Annotated in this window: 21 protein-coding genes; 10 read left to right on the top strand and 11 right to left on the bottom strand. The window is 64.3% G+C overall.

Translation table 11 applies throughout. The features are described from left to right. The first annotated feature begins 383 nt into the window (after positions 1-383). Both DUPY_RS11175 and DUPY_RS11170 read left to right on the top strand, forming a co-directional pair. Positions 384-4,118, top strand: a complete 3,735-nt coding sequence (locus DUPY_RS11175; RefSeq protein ID WP_084640660.1) for a TonB-dependent receptor — start codon at positions 384-386, stop codon at positions 4,116-4,118. Between the two features lie 142 nt (positions 4,119-4,260). Beyond that, the gene (locus DUPY_RS11170) at positions 4,261-4,824 is read left to right on the top strand and encodes a hypothetical protein (RefSeq protein ID WP_070248020.1); all 564 of its coding nucleotides are present in this window, start codon (positions 4,261-4,263) and stop codon (positions 4,822-4,824) included. Here DUPY_RS11170 and DUPY_RS11165 read toward each other — a convergent pair whose 3' ends face one another. The 4 genes from DUPY_RS11165 to queE all read right to left on the bottom strand — a co-directional run bounded on the left by DUPY_RS11165 (position 4,825) and on the right by queE (position 7,421). Next, positions 4,825-5,745, bottom strand: a complete 921-nt coding sequence (locus DUPY_RS11165; RefSeq protein WP_070248018.1) for an LD-carboxypeptidase — start codon at positions 5,743-5,745, stop codon at positions 4,825-4,827. 101 nt (positions 5,746-5,846) lie between these two features. Continuing rightward, positions 5,847-6,347, bottom strand: a complete 501-nt coding sequence (gene tadA / locus DUPY_RS11160) for a tRNA adenosine(34) deaminase TadA (protein ID WP_070248016.1) — start codon at positions 6,345-6,347, stop codon at positions 5,847-5,849. Then, positions 6,340-6,786, bottom strand: coding sequence for a 6-carboxytetrahydropterin synthase QueD (queD, locus tag DUPY_RS11155; RefSeq protein WP_070248014.1), 447 nt, complete (start codon positions 6,784-6,786; stop codon positions 6,340-6,342). The genes tadA and queD overlap by 8 nt, the downstream gene beginning before the upstream one ends. Then, the gene (gene queE, locus DUPY_RS11150) at positions 6,786-7,421 is read right to left on the bottom strand and encodes a 7-carboxy-7-deazaguanine synthase (protein WP_070248010.1); all 636 of its coding nucleotides are present in this window, start codon (positions 7,419-7,421) and stop codon (positions 6,786-6,788) included. The genes queD and queE overlap by 1 nt, the downstream gene beginning before the upstream one ends. A gap of 201 nt (positions 7,422-7,622) precedes the next feature. Here queE and DUPY_RS11145 point away from each other — a divergent pair, with 201 nt between their 5' ends. Next, on the top strand, positions 7,623-8,477 hold the full coding sequence (locus tag DUPY_RS11145) for a sensor histidine kinase (protein ID WP_070248008.1): 855 nt from the start codon (positions 7,623-7,625) through the stop codon (positions 8,475-8,477). Between the two features lie 35 nt (positions 8,478-8,512). Next, on the top strand, positions 8,513-9,496 hold the full coding sequence (locus DUPY_RS11140) for a sensor domain-containing diguanylate cyclase (RefSeq protein ID WP_070248072.1): 984 nt from the start codon (positions 8,513-8,515) through the stop codon (positions 9,494-9,496). On the opposite strand, the gene DUPY_RS11135 is transcribed toward DUPY_RS11140, so the two are convergent. The 3 genes from DUPY_RS11135 to DUPY_RS11125 all read right to left on the bottom strand — a co-directional run bounded on the left by DUPY_RS11135 (position 9,493) and on the right by DUPY_RS11125 (position 10,825). Next, entirely contained in the window at positions 9,493-9,741 is a 249-nt protein-coding gene (locus DUPY_RS11135; RefSeq protein ID WP_070248007.1) for a hypothetical protein, read from the bottom strand. The two genes, DUPY_RS11140 and DUPY_RS11135, sit on opposite strands and share 4 nt — an antisense overlap. Next, positions 9,741-10,526 (bottom strand): DNA/RNA non-specific endonuclease, encoded by a 786-nt coding sequence (locus DUPY_RS11130; protein ID WP_070248006.1) that lies wholly within the window; start codon positions 10,524-10,526, stop codon positions 9,741-9,743. The genes DUPY_RS11135 and DUPY_RS11130 overlap by 1 nt, the downstream gene beginning before the upstream one ends. An 80-nt stretch (positions 10,527-10,606) precedes the next feature. Then, positions 10,607-10,825, bottom strand: coding sequence for a hypothetical protein (locus DUPY_RS11125; protein WP_070248005.1), 219 nt, complete (start codon positions 10,823-10,825; stop codon positions 10,607-10,609). 198 nt (positions 10,826-11,023) lie between these two features. Here DUPY_RS11125 and DUPY_RS11120 point away from each other — a divergent pair, with 198 nt between their 5' ends. Continuing rightward, positions 11,024-12,970 carry a diguanylate cyclase domain-containing protein gene (locus tag DUPY_RS11120; RefSeq protein ID WP_070248004.1) on the top strand — a complete coding sequence of 649 codons (1,947 nt, stop codon included), beginning with the start codon at positions 11,024-11,026 and terminating at the stop codon, positions 12,968-12,970. 70 nt (positions 12,971-13,040) lie between these two features. Further along, a complete protein-coding gene (locus DUPY_RS11115) occupies positions 13,041-14,345 on the top strand; it encodes an NCS2 family permease (RefSeq protein WP_070248002.1) in 1,305 nt (434 codons plus the stop codon). Here the strand turns inward: DUPY_RS11115 and DUPY_RS11110 are convergent. Continuing rightward, positions 14,336-14,584: a hypothetical protein gene (locus DUPY_RS11110; RefSeq protein WP_070247999.1), complete on the bottom strand. Its 249-nt coding sequence runs from the start codon at positions 14,582-14,584 to the stop codon at positions 14,336-14,338. The two genes, DUPY_RS11115 and DUPY_RS11110, sit on opposite strands and share 10 nt — an antisense overlap. Positions 14,585-14,709: 125 nt before the next feature. On the opposite strand from DUPY_RS11110, the gene DUPY_RS11105 reads away from it, so the two are divergent. Continuing rightward, positions 14,710-15,168 carry an Lrp/AsnC family transcriptional regulator gene (locus DUPY_RS11105; RefSeq protein ID WP_070247997.1) on the top strand — a complete coding sequence of 153 codons (459 nt, stop codon included), beginning with the start codon at positions 14,710-14,712 and terminating at the stop codon, positions 15,166-15,168. Between the two features lie 20 nt (positions 15,169-15,188). Here DUPY_RS11105 and DUPY_RS11100 read toward each other — a convergent pair whose 3' ends face one another. After that, positions 15,189-16,205, bottom strand: a complete 1,017-nt coding sequence (locus tag DUPY_RS11100) for an NAD(P)H-binding protein (RefSeq protein WP_070247995.1) — start codon at positions 16,203-16,205, stop codon at positions 15,189-15,191. A 91-nt stretch (positions 16,206-16,296) separates the two neighbouring features. Between DUPY_RS11100 and DUPY_RS11095 the strand changes: the two genes are divergently transcribed. After that, complete coding sequence (locus DUPY_RS11095; RefSeq protein WP_070247993.1) at positions 16,297-17,220, top strand: LysR family transcriptional regulator; 924 nt, start codon at positions 16,297-16,299, stop codon at positions 17,218-17,220. Here the strand turns inward: DUPY_RS11095 and DUPY_RS11090 are convergent. Then, a complete protein-coding gene (locus DUPY_RS11090; protein ID WP_070247991.1) occupies positions 17,210-17,635 on the bottom strand; it encodes a DUF4124 domain-containing protein in 426 nt (141 codons plus the stop codon). The two genes, DUPY_RS11095 and DUPY_RS11090, sit on opposite strands and share 11 nt — an antisense overlap. 186 nt (positions 17,636-17,821) lie before the next feature. On the opposite strand from DUPY_RS11090, the gene DUPY_RS11085 reads away from it, so the two are divergent. Both DUPY_RS11085 and purT read left to right on the top strand, forming a co-directional pair. Further along, positions 17,822-18,592, top strand: a complete 771-nt coding sequence (locus DUPY_RS11085; RefSeq protein ID WP_229255326.1) for a DUF481 domain-containing protein — start codon at positions 17,822-17,824, stop codon at positions 18,590-18,592. A gap of 13 nt (positions 18,593-18,605) precedes the next feature. Beyond that, positions 18,606-19,817 (top strand): formate-dependent phosphoribosylglycinamide formyltransferase, encoded by a 1,212-nt coding sequence (gene purT, locus DUPY_RS11080; RefSeq protein ID WP_070247989.1) that lies wholly within the window; start codon positions 18,606-18,608, stop codon positions 19,815-19,817. A 3-nt stretch (positions 19,818-19,820) separates the two neighbouring features. Here purT and DUPY_RS11075 read toward each other — a convergent pair whose 3' ends face one another. Further along, a complete protein-coding gene (locus DUPY_RS11075) occupies positions 19,821-20,618 on the bottom strand; it encodes a LytR/AlgR family response regulator transcription factor (protein ID WP_070248068.1) in 798 nt (265 codons plus the stop codon). Positions 20,619-20,628 lie beyond the last annotated feature (10 nt).

Below are 20,628 nucleotides of genomic sequence, written 5' to 3'. Positions count from 1 at the left end.
AAAAGAATATCATTAAGATAATTCCAGGACCCCTACTCCGGCACTGACGGCGGCATGCCGAATCCGCTCGATGTCGCCTATGCGGGACGCCGCATCATGCTCGGCAGGCACGACCGCAACTAAATAAGCACACCAGGTCAATAAACAATCAACGCAGTGCGCGATCGCCGGGCGATTTTTTTGCGCCGCAATACAGAGCGATATCAAAATGCCGCAGGTAATTCGCGCATTTGCGTTAAAGCGACAGTACTGATCACGCCGGTGATTCTTTCTCTTCTTGCAATCCACTGCCCAAATTTCGACACTAGACTACTACTCAAATATCAGCGGGCGATCACAGCCGCATATCAAAACAGGCCATATGGCCACTCAGGGAGACAGACATGATCATCACCGATTACGGCACCCGCCGTAAGCCGCTCAGCTACGCCATTTCGATTGCACTCGCTTCGTTCTTTGCCAGCGGTTATGCCGCTGCGCAGGATATGCAACCGACGCAACCGACCCAGCCAGCGCAGGGCGCCGTAGCTCCAGCTTCCGCCGAAGGCGAAGTCAAGAAAGTCGTGGTGCAAGGCACCCGCGCTTCGCAGCAGTCCGCCATCGAACGCAAGAAGAACGCCGCCACCGCAATGGATTCCATCGTCGCGGAAGACGTCGGTTCCTTCCCTGACCGTAACATCGGCGAAGCGATTTCGCGTATCTCCGGCGTGGCGCTCGATCGCGGCGATTTCGGTGAAGGCGTCAGCGTGGCGATTCGCGGCAACTCGGCCGATCTGACCCGGGTCGAGATCGACGGCCAGGGCGTGCAATCGGCAGGCGGTACCGACATGAACGGTGGCGGCAGCGGCCGTGGCACCGAGTTCCGTTCGCTGTCGGCCGACCTGATCAAGAGCGTCGATGTGGTCAAGGGTTCGACTGCCGACATGACCGAAGGTTCGCTCGGTGGCGGCATCATCATCAAGACCCGCACCAGCCTCGATTTCAAGGAGCCGTTCGTCTCGCTGCGCGTGGCCGGCTCGCAAAGCTCGATCAACGAGAAATGGACCCCCGACGCCAACCTGATTGCCACCAAAAAGTTCCTGGACAACCGCCTGGGCGTGATGGTCAATGCCTCGACCTCGCGCGTGGTCAACGAGTCGCACTCTTCCCAGATCGCCACGTCCGGCAATGCCGGCTATGCGCGCGCGATCGACTTCGACAATTCGCCGAACAAGACCTTCACGTACCAGCCGGGAACCTTGTCGCGCAACGACGTGTCAGTCAACCAGCCTACCTTGCAGTCGGGCCTGAACGGCGGCGGCTTCTTCAACGCGTCGACGCCGATGGAACTGCTGACCAAATCGGCGGCCGCCAAAACCAAGGCCGACTGCTATGCAGCCTTCCCCAACCTGACGACCGCGCAGCGCAACTCCATCGTCTCCAACTCGGTTAACGCTGCGGTCAACCATCGTGGCAACGAGCTGCTGTCGTGCCTGAACCAATGGAATGACTACACGCCATCACTGGTGCGTTTCATTCAAAAGCGCCAGGAAGACGAACGCAAGAACATCGACCTGCGGTTCGACTTCAAGGTCAACAACGAGTTGAGCGTATATGGCAAGGTCAACTACTCCAAGCGCGAGGTGGACGATACCTTCATGACCTACGGCCTGGGCGGACTCAATGTCAATCCGACGCTCACCAACAGCCCGACCTATAACAATATCGCCTTCCGGGATACGGTCACCGGCGTCAACGGCATCCGCCGCCCGGTCGCCGGCTCCGGCTACTACCTGTACGACAACGCCAGCTTTGTCACCAACGCCTATCCGTACCAGGGTGCGGTGGCGAACGTCGATCCTCGCTCGGTGGTGGTGGACGCCAACCACCACGTCACGCAAATGACGATCACCGACGGCAATGTCAATACCGACCAGATTTTCAATGCGATGGAAACGTCGACGCGCTACCTGCAAACGGGCGGTACCTACCGCAACGGTGGCTTCACCGCCGAATTCTTCGTCGGCGACTCCAAGTCGGACTGGCGCCGTGGCGACAAGCGCACCAACTGGAGCTACAACTACGGACCAGCCACCATGAAGGTCTTGCCGAACGGTTTGTGGACTTATGAATTCGCGCCGGGCAGCACTTTCAATCAGGCAGATCCGAGTATTTACTCAGTCGCACGTCCCACCATCAATGGCACCGCAGCAGTTCCTGCCGGACCGAACAATCCGGTGGCCACTCCGGCCTACACCGCTGGGCAATTGCCGGCCGTCACCCAATCGCCGCAAATTACTTTCAGCCCCAAGATGGCGGAAACCGAAGAGAAAACCGCCAAGGCAGACTTCAGCTACGCCCTCGGCGAGGCGATTCCTTTCTTCAACCGCATCAAAGCAGGCTTTAACTTGCGCAATACCTCGGGCAGCACCTGGGGCGGCGGCGGCAACACCGTGCAGAGTGCGGTGGGCGAATTCGGCAAGGCCGGCTATGTCCCAGCGGTGATACTCCCGAGCGCCAATGTGCGCAGCTTCTTCACCGGCTGCACCAACACTGCGGGCTCGCTGGGCGCGGGCGGCAGGCCTTGCCAGACCGGTTACGTGGCCAGCACCAACCCGGCGTCGGCCAATTCCGGCACGACGTACATGTCCCAGCAACAGTTCCAGGACATCATCGCGCAATCGATGAAAGCGCCAAACTCGACGTTCTTCAATGGCATGCCGGACCGGCCTGCCGGCATTATCAACGGCTGGAACCAGATCGACGTGGAAAAAGTGTTCAAGCTGGTGGGGTCGCCAAATGTCAATTTCGACTGCGTCAAGGAATGCATGGCCAGCGACGGCAAGGTCTATGCGCAGCCGGTCAACAAGTTCAAGGAAAAAGTCACTTCCGGCTACCTGATGACCGACTTTAGCATGAGCGAAATCCCTTTCACCAACTGGTCGCTGCCTTTTGGCATGGAGCTTGACGGCAATTTCGGCTACCGCATGGTGCGCACCAAGATCACCGCCACCGGCAACATGGGACTGACCTCGGTCTTGATCGTGCCTGGCGTCTACAACAAGGAACGGCCTAACGAACAGGGCGGTACAGTGTCGGCTACCACGCGCAAACCCACCACGTTCCACGCCAAGACCACCGATTACCTGCCGGTGCTGAACCTGTCGATGTGGCTGGTGCCGGACCAGGTGGTACTGCGCTACAACCGCGCCAAGACCGTGGCACGGCCACCGGTAGGCGCGCTGATCCCGGTCGGTGAATGCACCTACGACCAGCGTAAGCTGGCCGACGATGGTACCGAGGCTCAGGACCAGACTTGCAGTGGCACCATCGGCAATCCGGCGCTGCGTGCACAAACCAACAAGAACCAGAATCTGGCGCTCGAATGGTATCCGAACAATGACACTAACCTGTCGATCGCCGGCTTCCGCCAGGTCGGCGTTGTAGGTGGTAACACCGTGGTTGGCCGCAGCGATGTGCGCATCTTCGACGGCACCGGCATCGTCGATCCGCAAACCGGTCGTCCGGTCGACAATCTCGACTTCGACTATCGCACCTACGAAAACGGCCCGACTATCACCCGCAAGGGAGTGGAAGTGGGCGGCAAGACGGCCTTCACGTTCCTGCCATGGCTGCTGCGCTACACCGGTTTCGACTTCAACTACACCAAGCTGAAATCGAGCAATACCACGGCGCGCGTGGTTGACCTGCTGACCGGCGAAGAACTGCCGCCGATGGGCGAGTCGAAGTACACCTATAACGCCGCCCTCTGGTACGACGACGGCAAGTTCTCGGCGCGGATTGCATTGCAGGCAGTGGGCCAGAAGTTCAACTGCATCGCCGCCTGCGGCCAGAACTCGGTCAACAACTATCCGAGCGAAGGCGGCGGTCGCACCACCTTCATTCCCTACAACCCGGGCTCGCCAACCTTCAAGGACGCCACCCGCTACGTGGACGCCAAGATCTCGTACCGCATCAACCAGAACCTCGAGATCTTTGCCGAAGGCCGCAACCTGAACCTGTCGTCCACCTCGAACAGCCAGGCACACTATGCGCCGTTTGCCGACGGCACGCCGAACCTGCTCGACTCCGCGTACGCCGGCCGCCGCATCATGATCGGCCTGAATCTACGCAACTAAGTTACGCAAACAATTCACGTGCAACTCCACGGAGGGTGGCAACATCCTCCATGTCTTTTGGCCCGGCCGCGCAAGCGCTCCGGGCTGTTTTTTTTCCTGCGAGAACCGATATAATCAGCCAACTCAACCTGGAAAGCGCCCCATGAAAGCCCTGTTTGCCCTGTCTGCCGTATTCGCGTCCATCGCCACCCACGCCATGGCCGCCGACGCCGATCTGCTGCGTTGCCGGGCACTGGCCGCCGCCAGCGCCAAGCTGGCCTGCTACGACGCCATTCCGGTCGGTGCAGCCGCAGCAGGCGGTCCGGCCGCAACAGCAGCGGCGGTAACAGCATCGGCGCCAGCGACTGGCAGGAACCCCGGCCCGGAGGCGGCCATGGCAACCATGCCAGCCACGCCAGCCACGCCACCAACGGCGTCTGCCACGCGCACACAGGATGCCACGTTCGGCCTCACCGCGGGCCAGCTGCGCAAGTCCGACCAACAGGATGGCGTGGAAAGCACGCTGGTCGGTACCTTCAGCGGCTGGAGCCCGACCACGACGTTCCGCCTGGCCAACGGCCAGGCCTGGCGCGTGGTGGACGACAGTTCGGCCTCGCTCTACAGCAGGGAGACGCCCAAGGTCGCCATCAAGCGCAACTTCTTCGGCACGTATTTTCTGGAAGTGGAAGGCGTGAACCAGGCGCCGCGCGTGCGCCGCCTGGAGTAATTACAGGGTGGGATAGCCGTCGATGGTCAGCGTAAAGGCGCGCGCGGTCGAGGCCAGGCGCGCCATGCCGCCGAACGGCAGCGTGGCGTGGCGCCGTACATGGCCCAGCGGCAGCCCGGTCAGCACCGGCAGCGGCAGCGTGGCGCGCAAGTACGCCAGCATGGCCGCGAAGTCGTAGCCGTTCTCGAAGTTGCCCAGCTTGTAGCCGGTAAATTCGCCGAACACCACGGCGCGCTGGCGGTCGAGCACGCCGGCGTACAGCAGTTGCAGCAGCATCCGTTCCACCCGGTACGGGTGCTCGCCGACGTCTTCCAGGTACAGGATGCCGTCGGCTATGGTCGGGAAATACGGCGTACCCAGCAAGCTGACCAGCATCGCCAGGTTGCCGCCCCACAGCGGCCCCGCCACCTCGAGTTCTGGATTATCTGGCCCACCGTCGGCCACCGCGCCCAGCACCTGGTGCTGCGGGCCGCGCAGGCAGTCGAAGAACTGGCCGATGGTGTAGTCGTCCAGCTCGGCAGGAGTGAAGTCGGCGCAGAACAGCGGGCCGGCAAAGCTGATGCGGCCGGTGGCCTGCATCAAAGCCATCTGGAACGCGGTGAAATCGCTGTAGCCGACGAACAGCTTGCCGCTGTCGGCCAGCAGCTGATAATCGATATGCGGCAGCAGCCGGGTCATCCCGTAGGAGCCGCGCAAGGCCATCACCACCTGCACCGCCGGGTCGGCGGCAGCGGCGTGCAGTTGCGCCACGCGCGCCGCGTCGGTGCCGCCGAAGCGCTGGTGGCGCGCGTCGTGATCGTAGTAATTGTGGACAATAAAGCCCTGCTGTTCCAGGCGGGCGATGCCGGCGTTCAGGGCGTCGAGGTCGGGCGCAAAGCCGCCCGGCGCAACAATGGCGATGCCTGTCGGTGATTGTTTCAAGATGCCTCGGATGGTGACGGGATGGCCGCCGCCGCAGGGCGCGGCCGGCGGGAAGTATCCGCCGCCATCTTACCAAGCAGCCGCTTGCCGGGCAAGGCAGCCTAGGGTAAGGCCGCCAGGGCGGCGCGGCGCGCGGCAGCGGCTTGCGCGCGGCGGTCGGCAAAGAAGCGCTTGAGCAGGTCGGCGCAGGCCTCGGCCAGCACGCCGCCGGTCACTTGCGCGTGGTGATTGAGCTGGTCGTGCTCGAACAGGTTGACCACCGAGCCGCAGGCGCCGGTCTTGGGGTCGGGCGCGCCGTAGACGATTTTCGCCAGGCGCGCGTGCATCATGGCGCCCGAGCACATCACGCACGGCTCGAGCGTGACATACAGCTCGCAGCCAGGCAGCCGGTAGTTGCCCAGCACCTCGGCGGCCGCGCGCAGCGCGACGATCTCGGCGTGCGCGGTGGGGTCGTGGCGGCCGATCGGCTGGTTGTAGCCGGTGGCGATCACCACGCCGTCCCTGACCACGACCGCGCCCACCGGCACCTCGCCCAGATCCCATGCGTGCTGCGCCTGTTCGAGCGCGCGCTGCATGAAATCTTCCGGTTGGGCGTCAGGCATCGGTGATCTCGGCCCAGCAGTTGGGGGTTTCGTGCAGTACCAGCTTGTGCAGGCGCAGGCCGGTGCCGAAACGGTCGGTAAATGCCGCCTTGAGGATGCCAAACGCCACGTACGCCAGGTTTTCCACGGTAGGAATGCGGTCGATCACCACGGTTTTATGGTCGGGCAGGCTGGCCAGGAACTCGCGCACCGCCGTGTCCTTCTCATAAACGATAAAGGCGTGGTCCCACACGTCGACCAGGTGCTGCTTGGCCAGCGTCTTGACGTCTGAAAAGTCCATGATCATGCCGTTGTCGGAATTGCCTTCGGCCGTGATGATCTCGCCGGTCAGGGTGATTTCCAGCGTGTAGCGGTGGCCGTGCAGGTTGCGGCACTGGCTCTTGTGGTCGGGAATACGGTGGCCGGCGTCGAACTCCAGCTTGCGGGTAATGGTCAGCATTATGGTATCTGTAAAAGTTTATGGGTTTGCAAGCTCAGCTTCCATTTCGGGTTGCGCTTGCAGGTCTCGATGGCCAGCGTGGTGTTGAAGGCGGCCAGCGGGCCATCCATCGCCTGCACGTAGAAATGCTCGAAATCGAGGTGTTCGTACGCAGCCAGGTCCTGGCCGGTTTGCGGAATCACCACCTTCAGCTCGCTGCCCTTGGCCACCACCAGGGTAGAGCCCATCTTGGGGCTGACGCAAATCCAGTCCACGCCGTCGGGGACCGGCAAGGTGCCGTTGGTTTCGATGGCAATCGTAAAGCCCTGGTCGTGCATGGCGTCGATCAGCGCCGCGTCGAGCTGCAGCAGCGGCTCGCCGCCGGTAAACACCACGTATTTGCTGGCAGCATGGCTGGCTGGCCATAGCGCGTTGATGGTGGCGGCGAGCTCCTGCGGCGACTTGAACTTGCCGCCGCCCTCGCCGTCGGTGCCGACGAAGTCGGTATCGCAAAACTGGCAGACGGCGCTGGCGCGATCGGACTCACGCCCGGTCCACAGGTTACACCCGGAAAAGCGGCAAAACACCGCCGGCCGCCCGGCATGCGCGCCCTCGCCCTGCAAGGTGTAGAAAATTTCTTTGATGCTGTAAGTCACGATAGTTCCTGATTGGACAACCCTCGATTATATCGCACCCGTCGGCACCTGTCCGGACCTGTCCCATTTTTCGTGCATTGCAGCATAAGTTGACCTAACACAAACATGCATTTAGACAAGCACGTTATTTTCGTTCCAACGCGTCCTGCTTTTGTGCAAGCAATTTATCACCTGAACAACATTTTGAAGGAGACCCCGAGCATGGAAACCGCAGCATTGCTGTTCGAAACAGAACTCCTCGTTGCCGGCCTGTGCCTGCTGGCCGGGCTGAGCCTGTTCATGTACTGGCGCCAGCGGCACCAGTACATGGCACTGCATCGCCTGCAAGCGCGGCTGGGTCGCGAACGCGCCACGCGCGAGCAGGCCGAACAGGCGCTGGCCGACACCCGGCGCCAGGTATGCCACCTGAGCGCCAGCCAGCAATCGCTGCGCGACGCCGAACGGCGCCGCATCGCCCGCGACCTGCATGACGACCTGGGCCAGCACCTGCTGACCCTGGGCCTGGAACTGCGCGCACTGGGCGCCAGCCAGCCGGCCCTCGGAGAAATAGTGGACCGGATCGACGGCCATGTCCAGCACACCTTGCGCGCCATGCGCTGCGTGGTACGCGACCTGCAGCCCGAGGCCCTGGAAAACGGCCTGGAGGCGGCGGTCAACGGTCAACTGGCGCAGTTTTCGCGCCTGTCCGGCATACCGTGCCAGCTCGACGCCCGCCCGGACGCGTTCACGGCTGCCCAAGACTGCCGCGACGCCGGCGTGGACAAGATGGTGTACCGCATCTTGCAAGAGTCGCTCAGCAACATCGCCCGCCACGCCCATGCCACCCAGGTCTCGGTGGCGATCGCCCGCGCCGCCGGTCGCCTCGACCTGACCGTGCAAGACAACGGCGTTGGCTGCCAGCAGTCGCCACAGCCCACCGATCGGACCGGCGCCAGCACCGGCTTGCGCGGCATCGCCGAGCGGGTTGCCGAAGCCGGTGGCCGCTTCGATGTGGCCAGCGCGCCCGGCCAGGGCACGGCGCTGACCATGTCGCTCCCGCTCACCACCTTGCACTGAAGATGCCCACCACCCGCCTACCAGCAAAGGCCGTCATGAACCGACCGCACCCGACTTTTCAACCGATATTGCACACCACCGAATTCCCCCACGCAAAAGAGCAGCACGGTTTCGCACTCAATATGCTGCAATCGCTGGTGATCCCCACCTTCGTGATCGATATCGACGGCAAGGTCATCCTCTGGAACGCCGCCTGCGAACGCCTGACCGGCGTGCTGGCGCGCGAAGTACTGGGCACCGACAACCACTGGCAAGCGTTTTACGAAGAGCGCCGGCCCACCCTGGCCGACCTGGTGATCGAAGGCAGCCGCCGGCCGGTCGATGCCGACGCCAGCCTGGAGTCGCAAAACTGGTGCGAGATGCCGCGCGTGGGACGGCGCTGCTTCCTGGCCGCCGACGCCAGCCCCATCCGAGACGCCAGCGGCAAGTTGCTGGCGGTGGTGGAAACCCTGCGCGACGTCACCGACGAAAAGCGCGCCCAGATCGCGCTCGAACAGCTGGCCACGCGCGACGGCCTGACCGGCCTGGCCAACCGCCGCTGCTTCGACGACACCCTGCACGCCGAGTGGCAACGCGCGCTGCGCCAGCAGCAGCCGCTGTCGCTGCTGATGGTCGACGTGGACAATTTCAAGCAATACAACGACGCCTACGGCCACCTCGGCGGCGACGAGTGCCTGCAACGGATCGCCACGGCCGTGGCCAACGAGATGCGCACCAACGACCTGGTGGCGCGCTATGGCGGTGAAGAGTTCGCGGTGATACTGCCCAACCAGTCATTGAAAGGCGCGGCCATCGTCGCCGAACGGATCCGCTGCCGGGTCGAACAACTGCACCTGCCCAACCTGGGCAGCCAGCCGCACGTGGTCACGGTGAGCATTGGCGCCGCCACCGCCCTGCCCTCGCACGACACCGAGCCCAGCCAGCTGGTGGCGACGGCCGACTCGGCGCTGTACCGCGCCAAGCACATGGGCCGCAACCGCATCAGCCTGCCCAATACCGACCTGCCCGGGAAGGCTTAAGCGAACGGGTTGTCCACCGTCTCCACGGCCGGCGGCGGCAACTGCTGCGGCAGATCTTTGTGCGCCTCCAGTTGCTTGACCACGTCGCCCAGCAGCCGGTGCAACGCGCGGGCATGGGCCAGCCCCGCCTGGTCGGCGGTCAGGTCGATGTCGCCGCTGACGGTAATGCGGTCGAGCCGGTTCTCGATGGTGAGGCCGCCGATGGTGAGCACATCGGCTTCGTTGGCATACGGGATGAAGTTCATTATTTATTCCGTTCCTTGCGTTGACGCACATTGGGCAGGCGCAGCATGACTTGTTTTTCACGCGGCGTCAGCGACGGTAGCAGATTGATGCCAACGCGGCTTTCCAGTTGCGCCACGGTCAGGGTCTCGTAGGTGGCGCCGGCCTTGTTCTCGACAAAGTACGCGCCGCCGGCACGCTGGCGCGGGCTGTACACCAGCTTGTACAAGTGGGTGGGCACCAGCACCCTGCCGACTTTTTGCAAGTTGCCGCCGATAAAGGCCGGCCCGGTCAGCACGTACAGATTGCCTTCTTTTTTCGCCATGCCGCGCACCACGCCTTCGATACCGGCCCACAGGTGGCGGTTGATCTCGCTGTCCTGCGGCACCATGTTCGCCAGCGTAAAGCTTTCGCGCTGGGTGGCGCGGTCGGGCATGTCGGCGTTGGGCGCCATGTGGCCACGGTCGTAGCCGCTGCGTGCATAGTCGGCCAGCTCGGCCCGGCCATTGGCCGGCAACCGCTGTTCAGCGTGAAAAGAATTCTCGCGTGACAAGTCCTTGGCGTCGGCCAGGTTATCGACGGTCAAATGTTCTGCCGACCACAACGGGGTGCGGGTGACGCCGGAATGCATGACGCCGAACACGCCGTAGCAAAGCTCGGTGGTGGCGGCTTCCATCTTGGGGTTGAGAATGTCGGGCGCGCGGCCATCGACATAGTGGGCGGGGCACTGGCTGGCAGCGGCCAGGCCGGCGGCCAGCAGGCCACCGGCAATGAACACGGCGGCGGCCGAACGCTGAATCAAATTCATTGGTACTTTGAGAAATATCGTGGGGGCACGATACTAGCAAAAAAATAGCCGGACTCCACAGGGAACCGGCTATTTTTTTATCACGAGGCTTTGGCGCGTCTCACTGTATTTCTGCGCCGATAGCCGGTACCGGTGCGGCCGCCCTGCGGCTCCCGGGTTTCACCGGCGTCCGCGCGCTGCTGGTTGACGATGCGCGCGGCGACTTCTTCCTCGCGGCCCGGATAGCGGCCTTCCTGCTTGAATTTCTGCTGCAGTTCCTTGAATTCGCGCTCGCGCTTGGGGTTGGCACCTCTGGGCATGTCGTACTCCTTAAACAATTACATGGCTTATCCTAATGAATGCTGAGCGCGGAAGTCGCACGACTGCGAACCGTATTGCCACAGTACATCAACACTTACTGGTCTAAGTCTGTCTGCTATGCAATACTGGCAACAGCCCCCCATAAAAAGCGCACCATGGCCGTATCTGTCTCACTTCCACGGAGCCTGAAGTTCCGTATGACCCTGGTGGTCATTTTACTGGTGCTGGTCGCCACCATGATCGTGACCTGGGTTGCGTTGCTGCTGGCCGAGCGCGACATGAAAGCCGTGATCGGGGACCAGCAGTTTGCCCTGCTCTCCTCCTCGGCCGCCCAGCTTGACGCCCAGCTCAATGCCAAGAAACTGCTGCTGGCCAGCCTGGCCGAAGCCGTGCCGCAGTCGGCCGGGGCCAGCGCGGCCGGTATGCTGGAGTTTGTCAGGCAGCATCCGATCGCCCGCCGCGAGTTCCGCAACCTGGCCCTCTATAACCGGCAAGGCGACCTGCTGCACACCCAGGGCGACGCCATCGCCACGCTCGACGCCCCCGCCCGGTTGCGCGCGTACCTGGACCAGGTGCGCGCTGGCGGCAAGGCAGTCGTCTCGCCGCCGTTCAAGAGTTTTCTGACCGGGGCGGCTGCGGTGGTGATCATGCAACCGGTGACCGACGCCGATGGCCGCACCACCATGCTGCTCGGCGGCAGCCTCGACCTGGCCGATTCCAGCATGCTGGAACAAGTGGCCGGACAACGCTCGGGAAAAACCGGCTATTCCTTCATCTTCACGAAGGACGGCGTGGTGGTCCAGCATCCTGACCGCTCCCTGCTGCTGGGCAACCTGACCGAACGCGCCAACCCCAACCTCGCCACCCGGCGCGCGCTGGCCGGCTTCGAAGGCTGGACCGAAGCGGTCGGCAAGGATGGCACGCTGTCCATCTATTCTTACAAGCGCTTGCAGGGCGCCGACTGGATCGTCGGCGCGCGCTACCCGGTGGCGGAGGCGTTTGCACCGATGATCGCCATGCGCCACCAGGGCATGATCGCTGCGGCCGTGTTCGCGGCAGTGGCCGGCTTCATGACCTGGCTGGCGATCTGCGCCATGTTACGGCCACTGAACCTGCTGCGCCAGCATATCGGCGAAATTCGCAACGGCAGCGCCGAGATCGCCGTGCTGCAACGCTCGCGGCCCGACGAGATCGGCGAGCTCAGCGGCGCCTTTCACCAGCTGATGGCCGAACGCGAGGCGGCGCAACAGGCCATCCGCGACAGCGAGGCTTTGATCAGCAGCATCCTCGAACGGGCGCCCGACGCCTTCGTCAGCTGCGCGGCCGACGGCGCCATCACCAACTGGAACGCCGCCGCCGAACGCACCTTCGGCTGGCGCCGCGCCGACGTGCTGGGCCGCGACATCGCCGAGCTGATCGTGCCGCCAGCCATGCGCGGCGCCCACCAGGCGGGCATGCGCGCGTTTGGCGAAGGCAATATGGGCCGCCTGATGAACGCCCGGGTACGCATCAGTGCCGTGCACCGCGACGGCCACGAAGTGCCGGTGGAATTGTCGCTGGGCTCGATCCGCCATGCGGGCGAGTACTATGCCACCGCGTTTTTGCACGACATCACCGAACGGCTGGCGTTCGAGGCGCAGCTCACCCAGCTGGCGCGCATCGATCCGCTGACCGGCATCGCCAATCGGCTGTGCTTCGAGGAAACACTGCAGCAAGCCGTGCTGCGGGCCCGCCGCAACCGCGTGCCGCTGGCGCTGGCCTACCTCGACATCGATCGTTTCAAAGCCATCAACGACAGCCTGGGCCACGCTGCCGGCGACCAGGTACTGTGCGAATTCGCTGCCCGCCTGGGCGCCAACGTGCGCGCTGCCGACACCGTGGCGCGCATTGCCGGCGACGAATTCGTGATCATTTTCGAACAGGTGGGCCAGGCCGACGAAGCGGCCCGGCTGGCTGACAAGATCGTCGCGGCGATCCGCGCGCCGTTCACCGTGGCCGGTTCACCCCGGCAAGTGACCACCAGCATCGGCATCGCCCTGCTCGACGGCGACGACCTGACCCCGGCCGCGCTGGTGGCCCGCGCCGACGCCGCGCTGTACCAGGCCAAGCACCAGGGCCGCGACGGCTATGCGCTGGCGCCGTAAAGAAACAAAGCGCCCATCCGTGCTATTGTTCGCCCTCGCAAAAAAACGCCGTTCACCGCAGGAGCCCCCCGTGTCCTCTCATCAGTCGCCGATTTCCCGATTTTTCCAGCTGCCCGAGCATGGCAGCAATGTCCGCACCGAAGTGGTGGCCGGCCTGACCACCTTCCTGACGATGGCCTACATCATCTTCGTCAACCCCACCATTCTCGGCGACGCCGGCATGCCGCGCGACGCGGTCTTCGTGGCCACCTGCGTGGCAGCCGCGATTGGCAGCCTGATCATGGGCCTGTATGCCAACTACCCGATCGGCATGGCGCCCGGCATGGGCCTGAACGCATATTTTGCCTACGCCGTGGTGCTGGGCATGGGCGTGCCGTGGCAATCGGCGCTGGGCGCGGTGTTCATCTCCGGCTGCCTGTTCTTCCTGGTCAGCATCTTCAAGGTGCGCGAGCACATCGTCAACGGCATCCCGCATTCGCTGCGGGTGGCCATTACCGTGGGCCTGGGGCTCTTCCTGGCGCTGATCGCCATGAAGAGTTCGGGCCTGGTAATAGGCAGCCCAGCCACCCTGGTCACGGTGGGCGACATGCACAACCCGCACACCATTATGGCCGTGTTCGGTTTCCTGCTGATCGTCACGCTCGACCGACTGAAGGTGCCGGGCGCGCTGTTGATCGGCATCGTTGCCGTCACGGTGCTCAGCTTCTTCTTCGGTGGCAATACCTTCAAGGGCTTCATGTCGCTGCCGCCGTCGATCGCACCGACCTTCTTCCACCTCGACCTGTCGGGCGCGCTGTCGATCGGCCTGTTTAACGTGGTGCTGGTGTTTTTCCTGGTGGAACTATTCGACGCCACCGGCACCCTGATGGGCGTGGCCAGCCGCGCCGGTCTGCTGGTCGGCGGCAAGATGGCGCGCCTGAACAAGGCGCTGATGGCCGACAGCGGCGCCATCCTGGCCGGCTCCATGCTGGGCACGTCCAGCACCACGGCTTACCTGGAAAGCGCCGCCGGCGTCCAGGCAGGGGGCCGTACCGGGCTGACCGCCGTGGTGGTGGCCGCGCTGTTCCTGGCCGCGCTGTTCTTCGCGCCGATCGCCGGCGTGGTGCCAGCCTACGCTACCGCGCCGGCGCTGCTGTTCGTCGCCTGCCTGATGCTGCGCGACCTGGTCGACGTGGACTGGACCGAAACCACCGAAAGCGTACCGGCCGCGATTACCGCGCTGGTAATCCCCTTCACGTATTCGATCGCCCACGGCATCGCCTTCGGCTTCATCACCTATGCCGGCCTCAAGCTGCTCACCGGCCAGGCGCGCCAGGTCAAGCCGGTAGTCTGGATCATTGCCGCGGTGTTCCTGGTCAAGTATAGCTACACCTGACTTTCGCGGATCGGCAGCACGCCGACCAGGTTGTGCAGCCGCATCCGGCACAGGGTCAGTGGCTCCGGCTCCATGCTGGCCAACCGCAGCAGCACTTCCACGCCGCCCGGCGTAGCCGTGGTGCGCAGCGCCTGCAAGTCGAGATCGAGCCGGCGCACGATGGCCAGCACCTGCTCCAGCGTGGCGATGGGAGCGTCGGGCTCGAGGCAAAAACGGTAGCTTTTTTCGGTAGGTTTCATGCCATTCAGAATAGCGCCTGCACCCGGGAATAGGCTCCCTGGTTTTCTGCATTGAACGGTGTTTGGCGGAAGGTTCTGCTGTGGCTAGTAAAATACCTGGAATAAACTTCTTTTCAGGATTGATCATGGAAATCGATGAGATCGACCGCCGCATCCTGCGCGCGCTGCGGCGCGACGGCCGCCTGTCCAACACCAAGCTGGCCGAACTGGTCGGATTGTCCACCACGCCGTGCTGGAACCGGGTACGCGCGCTCGAGCAGGCCGGCCTGATCGAGGGCTACACCGCCCTGCTCAACCAGACCGGGCTGGGCTACCCCGACACGGTGATCATCGAAGTCACGCTCGACCGCCACGACGACGAGATCTTCGATAAATTCGGCCAGGCCCTGGCCGAACTGCCCGAGGTGATGGAAGCGTACCTGCTCACCGGCGACTACGACTACCTGATCAAGGTGGCGGTGGCCGGCACTGCCGGCTACGAGGAATTTCTGCGCCGCAAACTCTACAAATTGCCAGGACTCAAGCATAGCCGCTCGACGTTCGTGCTGCGCTGCCTGAAAAAGACCCACTCGGTCGAACCCTGACGCTGGCCTGCAGCGCTCCCTTATCGTTGCGCCGCTGCGTGACTGGAAGCACCGGCAGTATCGGCAGCATTGCTGGGAATCGGCAGGCAGCCCAGGCCCGCCAGCGTGGCGTGCACGGCCACGTCCAGCGGTGTGTGCGGTTCGTGGCCCAGCAGCTCGAGCAAGCGCGCGTTGGGCATGCGTACCGGCTGTCGCCATAAATACGCCATTTCGCGCATCTCGCGCATCAGCGGCACGAACGGCGCCGCCAGCGTGGCCAGCCACCACGGAAACGACCGTGTCCGCAGGCCGGGGCGCCCCGCTGCGCGGGCGATGGCGGCAATCATTTGCGTGCCATCGGCGTCCCAATGGCCCGCCATGTGAAAGCACGCGAAGGTGTCCAGCCGCGCTTCCTGCTCCAGCAACCGCAGCATGGTTTCCGCGACGTCGGGCAGGTATGCCCATTGGTGGCCGACGCCAGGGCGGCCCGGATAGCTGATCGCCGTCACCGGCAGCCCCGGTTTGACCAGGCCCTGGGCGAACCAACTGTTACCAGCATCGGGCCCGAAGAAGTCGCCGGCGCGCACGATCAGGGTGCGTACGCCATCGGCCGCCGCCGCTTGCAGCCGCGTCTCGAGCGCCACCCGGATCCCGCCCTTGCGCGTAACCGGGTGCTGCGGCGCGTCTTCGGCAATCCCGGGCAAGGCGTCCGGACCGAAGTTGTACACCGTGCCCGGGAGCAAGATGCGCGCGCCACCGGCCCGCGCCGCCGCAATGGTGTTGTCAATCATCGGCAGCACCAGTTTGTCCCAATCGCGGTAGCCGGGCGGGTTGACCGCATGGACAATCAGCGCGGCGCCTTGTGCCGCCGCCACTACGTCCTGGCGCTGCATGGCGTCGCCGTGCAGCCATTCGAAGCCGTCGCCGCTGCGCTGCACCTGCGCTGGCTCCCGGTGCAGCGCCCGCACGCGCCAACCGCGCGCCACCAGCAACCGTGCCACCGCGCCGCCAATGCCGCCGGTGGCGCCCAATACCAATGCCGTTTTTTGCTGTTCCATCATGGTCTCCCGGTAAATGATGGAGCCAGTGTGCGCTCGACGGCGTCAAAAGAAAATCGACCAAGACTGTATAGCTGCTATACAATTTAGTATGACTGAATTTGATCCGGGCTGGAATTTATATCGCACCCTGCTGGCCGTGTTGCGCGAAGGTTCGTTGTCCGGCGCGGCGCGGGCGCTGGGCCTGACACAGCCTACGGTTGGCCGGCATATCGACGCGCTGGAGCAGGCGCTCGGCCTGACCCTGTTCGTGCGTTCTCCCGCCGGGTTTGCCGGCACCGAAGCGGCGCAGGCGCTGCGCCCATACGCGGAGACGCTGGCGGCCACGTCGGCCGCGATGTTGCGCGCCGCCTCGAACCTGGGCGCCGGTCCGGACATTACCGGCACGGTGAGGTTGACGGCCAGCGAGGTGATCGGAGTGGAAGTGTTGCCGCCAATCCTGGCGGCGCTGGCGCGCAGGCATCCCGGCATCACCGTGGAGCTGGCGTTATCGAACCGGATTGAAAACCTGCTGCGCCGGGACGCCGACATTGCCGTGCGCATGCAGCGCCCGGACCAGGACGCGCTGGTGGCGCGCCGGCTGGGCGTGATCGAGGTGGGATGGCATGCGCGACGCGACTATCTCGAGCGAAGCGGAACCCCGCAAACGTACGAAGACCTGGCGCACCACGCGCTGATCGGCGTGGACACGCACAACGCCTTTACCCGCAAGCTGATGGAGCAGATGGCGCCGCTGAACGAGGCCCACTATGCGCTGCGCAGCAACAGCGACCTGGTGCACCTGGCGGCGATCCGCGCCGGGTTGGGTGTGGGCATCTGCCAGGTGCGCCTGGCGCAGCGCGATCCCGCGCTGGTGCGAGTCTTGCCCGACTTGTTGACGATACCGCTGGAAACATGGTTGGCCATGCATGAAAACCTGCGCGGCAATTCTGCCTGCATGGCCGCCTTTGGCGCCCTGGCCGAAGGGTTAAGCGCCTATATCAACAGCGCTGCCGACGAGAAACTTAACGGTTAGCGATGGAACGGTTCTGGCGCCGCAGTTCGTCCTGCATCAGCATGGTGGTACGCGCGCTTTGCAGGGTAGCGGCGTCGGTGCCGACGGTTTTGCGCGTCAGCGGGCGCGGCAGGTCGGCCCAGCGGCTGCGCGTCAGACCGGTAACCACAGGGGCAGGTTCCGGCGGATAAGCGGCATCGGCCAGGTGCGCGGATTGGGCGCCAGTGGTAACCACCAGTCCGACCGCGCCGCTGTCGCTGACGTCGTCTTTGACGGCGCGGCTATTGCCGGGGCACGGTTCGTCGGTAAGCGTGACCCGTCCGCCGGCATCGACGCAACGATTCACCTGGGCTTGCGCGCTGCCGGCAACTGCGGCCAGTGCGGCGCAAAGCAGGACGGCGACGGTCGCGCCCGTGATCGGATGGTTGGTGTTCATGGCCGCCTCCTGGCGTGTTCTGTAACGATGCGCCATGTTCGCCGAAGGACCGCATGAAATCTGTACGGAACCACACGCAAGGAGTCGTCAGGTACAATAGCACCTCATCCGTAAACCTTTAGCAATGTTGCCTGGCGCGCGCTTATTGAGCCAATAACCCGATAGGCCATCAAGCCATCAAGCGCCATGAACCTGCTCACCATGCCCATGAAATCTTCCCTGCTCGTTACCCCGCTCGCCCTGACCCTGCTGTGCGGCAATGCCGCCGCATTCGACACGCCGCCGCCGTATGGCTGGAGCACCTCGGCCGAACTGGGCGCCATTTCCACTTCCGGCAACACCGTCGGTACCTCGGTGACCGGCAAGATCGATGCCAAACAGGAGTTGCCGGACTTTAGCAACGAATACGTGCTGTCCGGCTTCTTCAAGGATGAGCAGGTCACCAACGACGACGGCAGCAAATCGCGCGAACGCTCGGCGCAGCGCTACGCGGTATCCGGCAAGACCGCCTACAAGCTGTTGGAAGACAACGACCGGCTGTTTGCGCTGGCCACCCACGTCAACGATAAATTCGGCGCTTACACCAAGTATTCGACCGTTGGCGTCGGTTACGGTACCCGCCTGTATGGCGCGGAAAACCTGACACTCGACGGTGAACTCGGTCCGGGCTATTTCCGTGGCGAGCGCTCCACTGGCGAGACCGAAAACGGCATGACGGTGCGCGCTGCCGCCAACCTGAAATGGCGCCTGAGCGAATCGGCCTTGTTCAGCCAGCTGGTCACGGTGGAACGCGGCACGTCGAACACCCACTCCACCGCCGAGACCTCGCTGGCCACCAAGATCAACAGCACCATGCAGATGAAGGCGGCGTTCAGCGTGCGCAACGACACCAGTGTCCCGGACGACAAGAAAAACACCGATACCCAGACCTCGGTCACCCTGGTCTATTCGTTCTGATATTTTTACAACCATGAACACTGCACGCATTATCGGCACGCCGCTCTCGCCGTCGGCCACCAAGGTCATGCTGCTCGGCTCCGGCGAGCTGGGCAAGGAAGTCATCATCGCCCTGCAACGGCTGGGTGTGGAGACCATCGCGGTGGACCGCTACCCCAACGCGCCCGGCCACCAGGTGGCGCACCGCTCCCACGTGATCGACATGACCGACGGCGCCGCGCTGGCCGCGCTGATCGAACGCGAGCAGCCGCACCTGGTGGTGCCTGAAATCGAGGCCATCGCCACCGACACACTGGCCGCGCTCGAGCAGGCCGGCAAGATCACCTGCATCCCCACCGCGCGCGCCGCCCAGCTGACCATGAACCGCGAAGGCATCCGCGTGCTGGCCGCCGAGACGCTGGGCCTGGCCACGTCGCCGTACCGCTTTGCCAGCAGCCTGGCCGAGCTGGAACAGGCCACCGCGCAGATCGGTTTTCCGTGCGTGATCAAGCCGGTGATGTCGTCGTCGGGCAAGGGCCAGTCGAAAATCGACAGCGCCGCCGAAGTGGCAGCCGCCTGGGACCATGCCGCCGCCGGCAGCCGGGTCGATGCGGGCCGGGTGATCGTCGAAGGCTTCATCGATTTCGACTACGAGATCACGCTGCTGACGGTGCGCTCGGTCGATCAACACGGCCAGGTGACCACGCAGTTCTGCGCGCCGATCGGCCACGTGCAGGTGCAAGGCGACTACGTGGAATCGTGGCAGCCGTGCGCCATGCATCCGCTGGCGCTCGAACGGGCGCAGGACATCGCCGCCAAGGTCACTGGCGACCTCGGTGGCCTGGGCCTGTTCGGCGTGGAGCTGTTCGTCAAGGGCGACATGGTGTGGTTCTCGGAAGTGAGCCCGCGCCCGCACGACACCGGCATGGTCACCATGGCTACCCAGACCCAGAGCGAATTCGAGATCCACGCCCGCGCCATCCTCGGCCTGCCGGTCGATGTGTCGCTGCGCGCACCCGGCGCGTCCGCCGTGATCTACGGCCGGCACGAGGCACAAGGCATCGCTTTCGACGGCCTGGCCGACGCACTGCGGGTGCCCGGTGCGGACGTGCGCCTGTTCGGCAAGCCGGAGTCGTTTGCAAGGCGGCGCATGGGCGTGGCGCTGGCGACCGCTTCGGACACCGACCTTGCGCGCGAACGCGCCAAACTGGCCGCGTCGAAAGTAACGCCGGTCATTGCCTCCTGACCGTCACATCTGCCTGAACAGGTCCGCGTAAGCGCGGCTCACCACGAGCTGCTCGGCGCGGTCCTTCAGCTGCACCATCAACCTGCCCCGAAAATCGTGGCGCGTGCCCGCCACGTGGCGCGCCGCCACGATCACGCTGCGATGGATCTGCCAGAACTGCTGCGCATCGAGCTGCTCGCGCAGCTTGCTGATCGGCGTGCGGATCAGGCATTCGCCCTCGGCCAGCACCACGCTGGTGTACTTGTCGTTACTCTGGAAGTACACCACCTCGTCCACCGCGATCAGGCGGGTTTGTTCGCCTTGCGAGGCGCGTATCCATTGCAGCGGCGCCGGTGCCGCTGCCGGCGCGGGTACGACCACAGTCCCCATCTGGGCCAGCAAGGCGCGCAGCGCATCGACCGGCGGCGCCGCCGCTGCGCTGGGGGCCGCCAGCGCAGCCTTGAGCTTGGCCACGGTTTTTGCCAGGCGCTCGAGCGACGCCGGCTTGAGCAGGTAGTCGAGCGCCGAATGCTCGAACGCCTGCACTGCGTACTGGTCATAGGCGGTCACGAACACCATGTGCGGCGGCCGGCCGGCTTCCACCAGCCGCGCCGCCACGTCCAGCCCCGTCATGCCGGGCATGCGGATGTCGAGGAAAACCACGTCGGGCGCCTCCTCGTCGATCAGGCGCAGCGCTTCGATGCCGTTGGCAGCGCGGCCGGCCACGCGCAGTTCCGGCCATGCGCCGGCCAGTTGCTGCTCCAGGTAGTCCCGCAGGTGGGCTTCGTCGTCGGCGATGACCGCGCGCGGGCAATTGTTCATGGTAGCGATG

This window comes from Duganella phyllosphaerae, assembly GCF_001758785.1.
GTDB lineage: Bacteria > Pseudomonadota > Gammaproteobacteria > Burkholderiales > Burkholderiaceae_D > Rugamonas > Rugamonas phyllosphaerae.
This window is presented reverse-complemented; position numbering and strand designations above follow the sequence as displayed.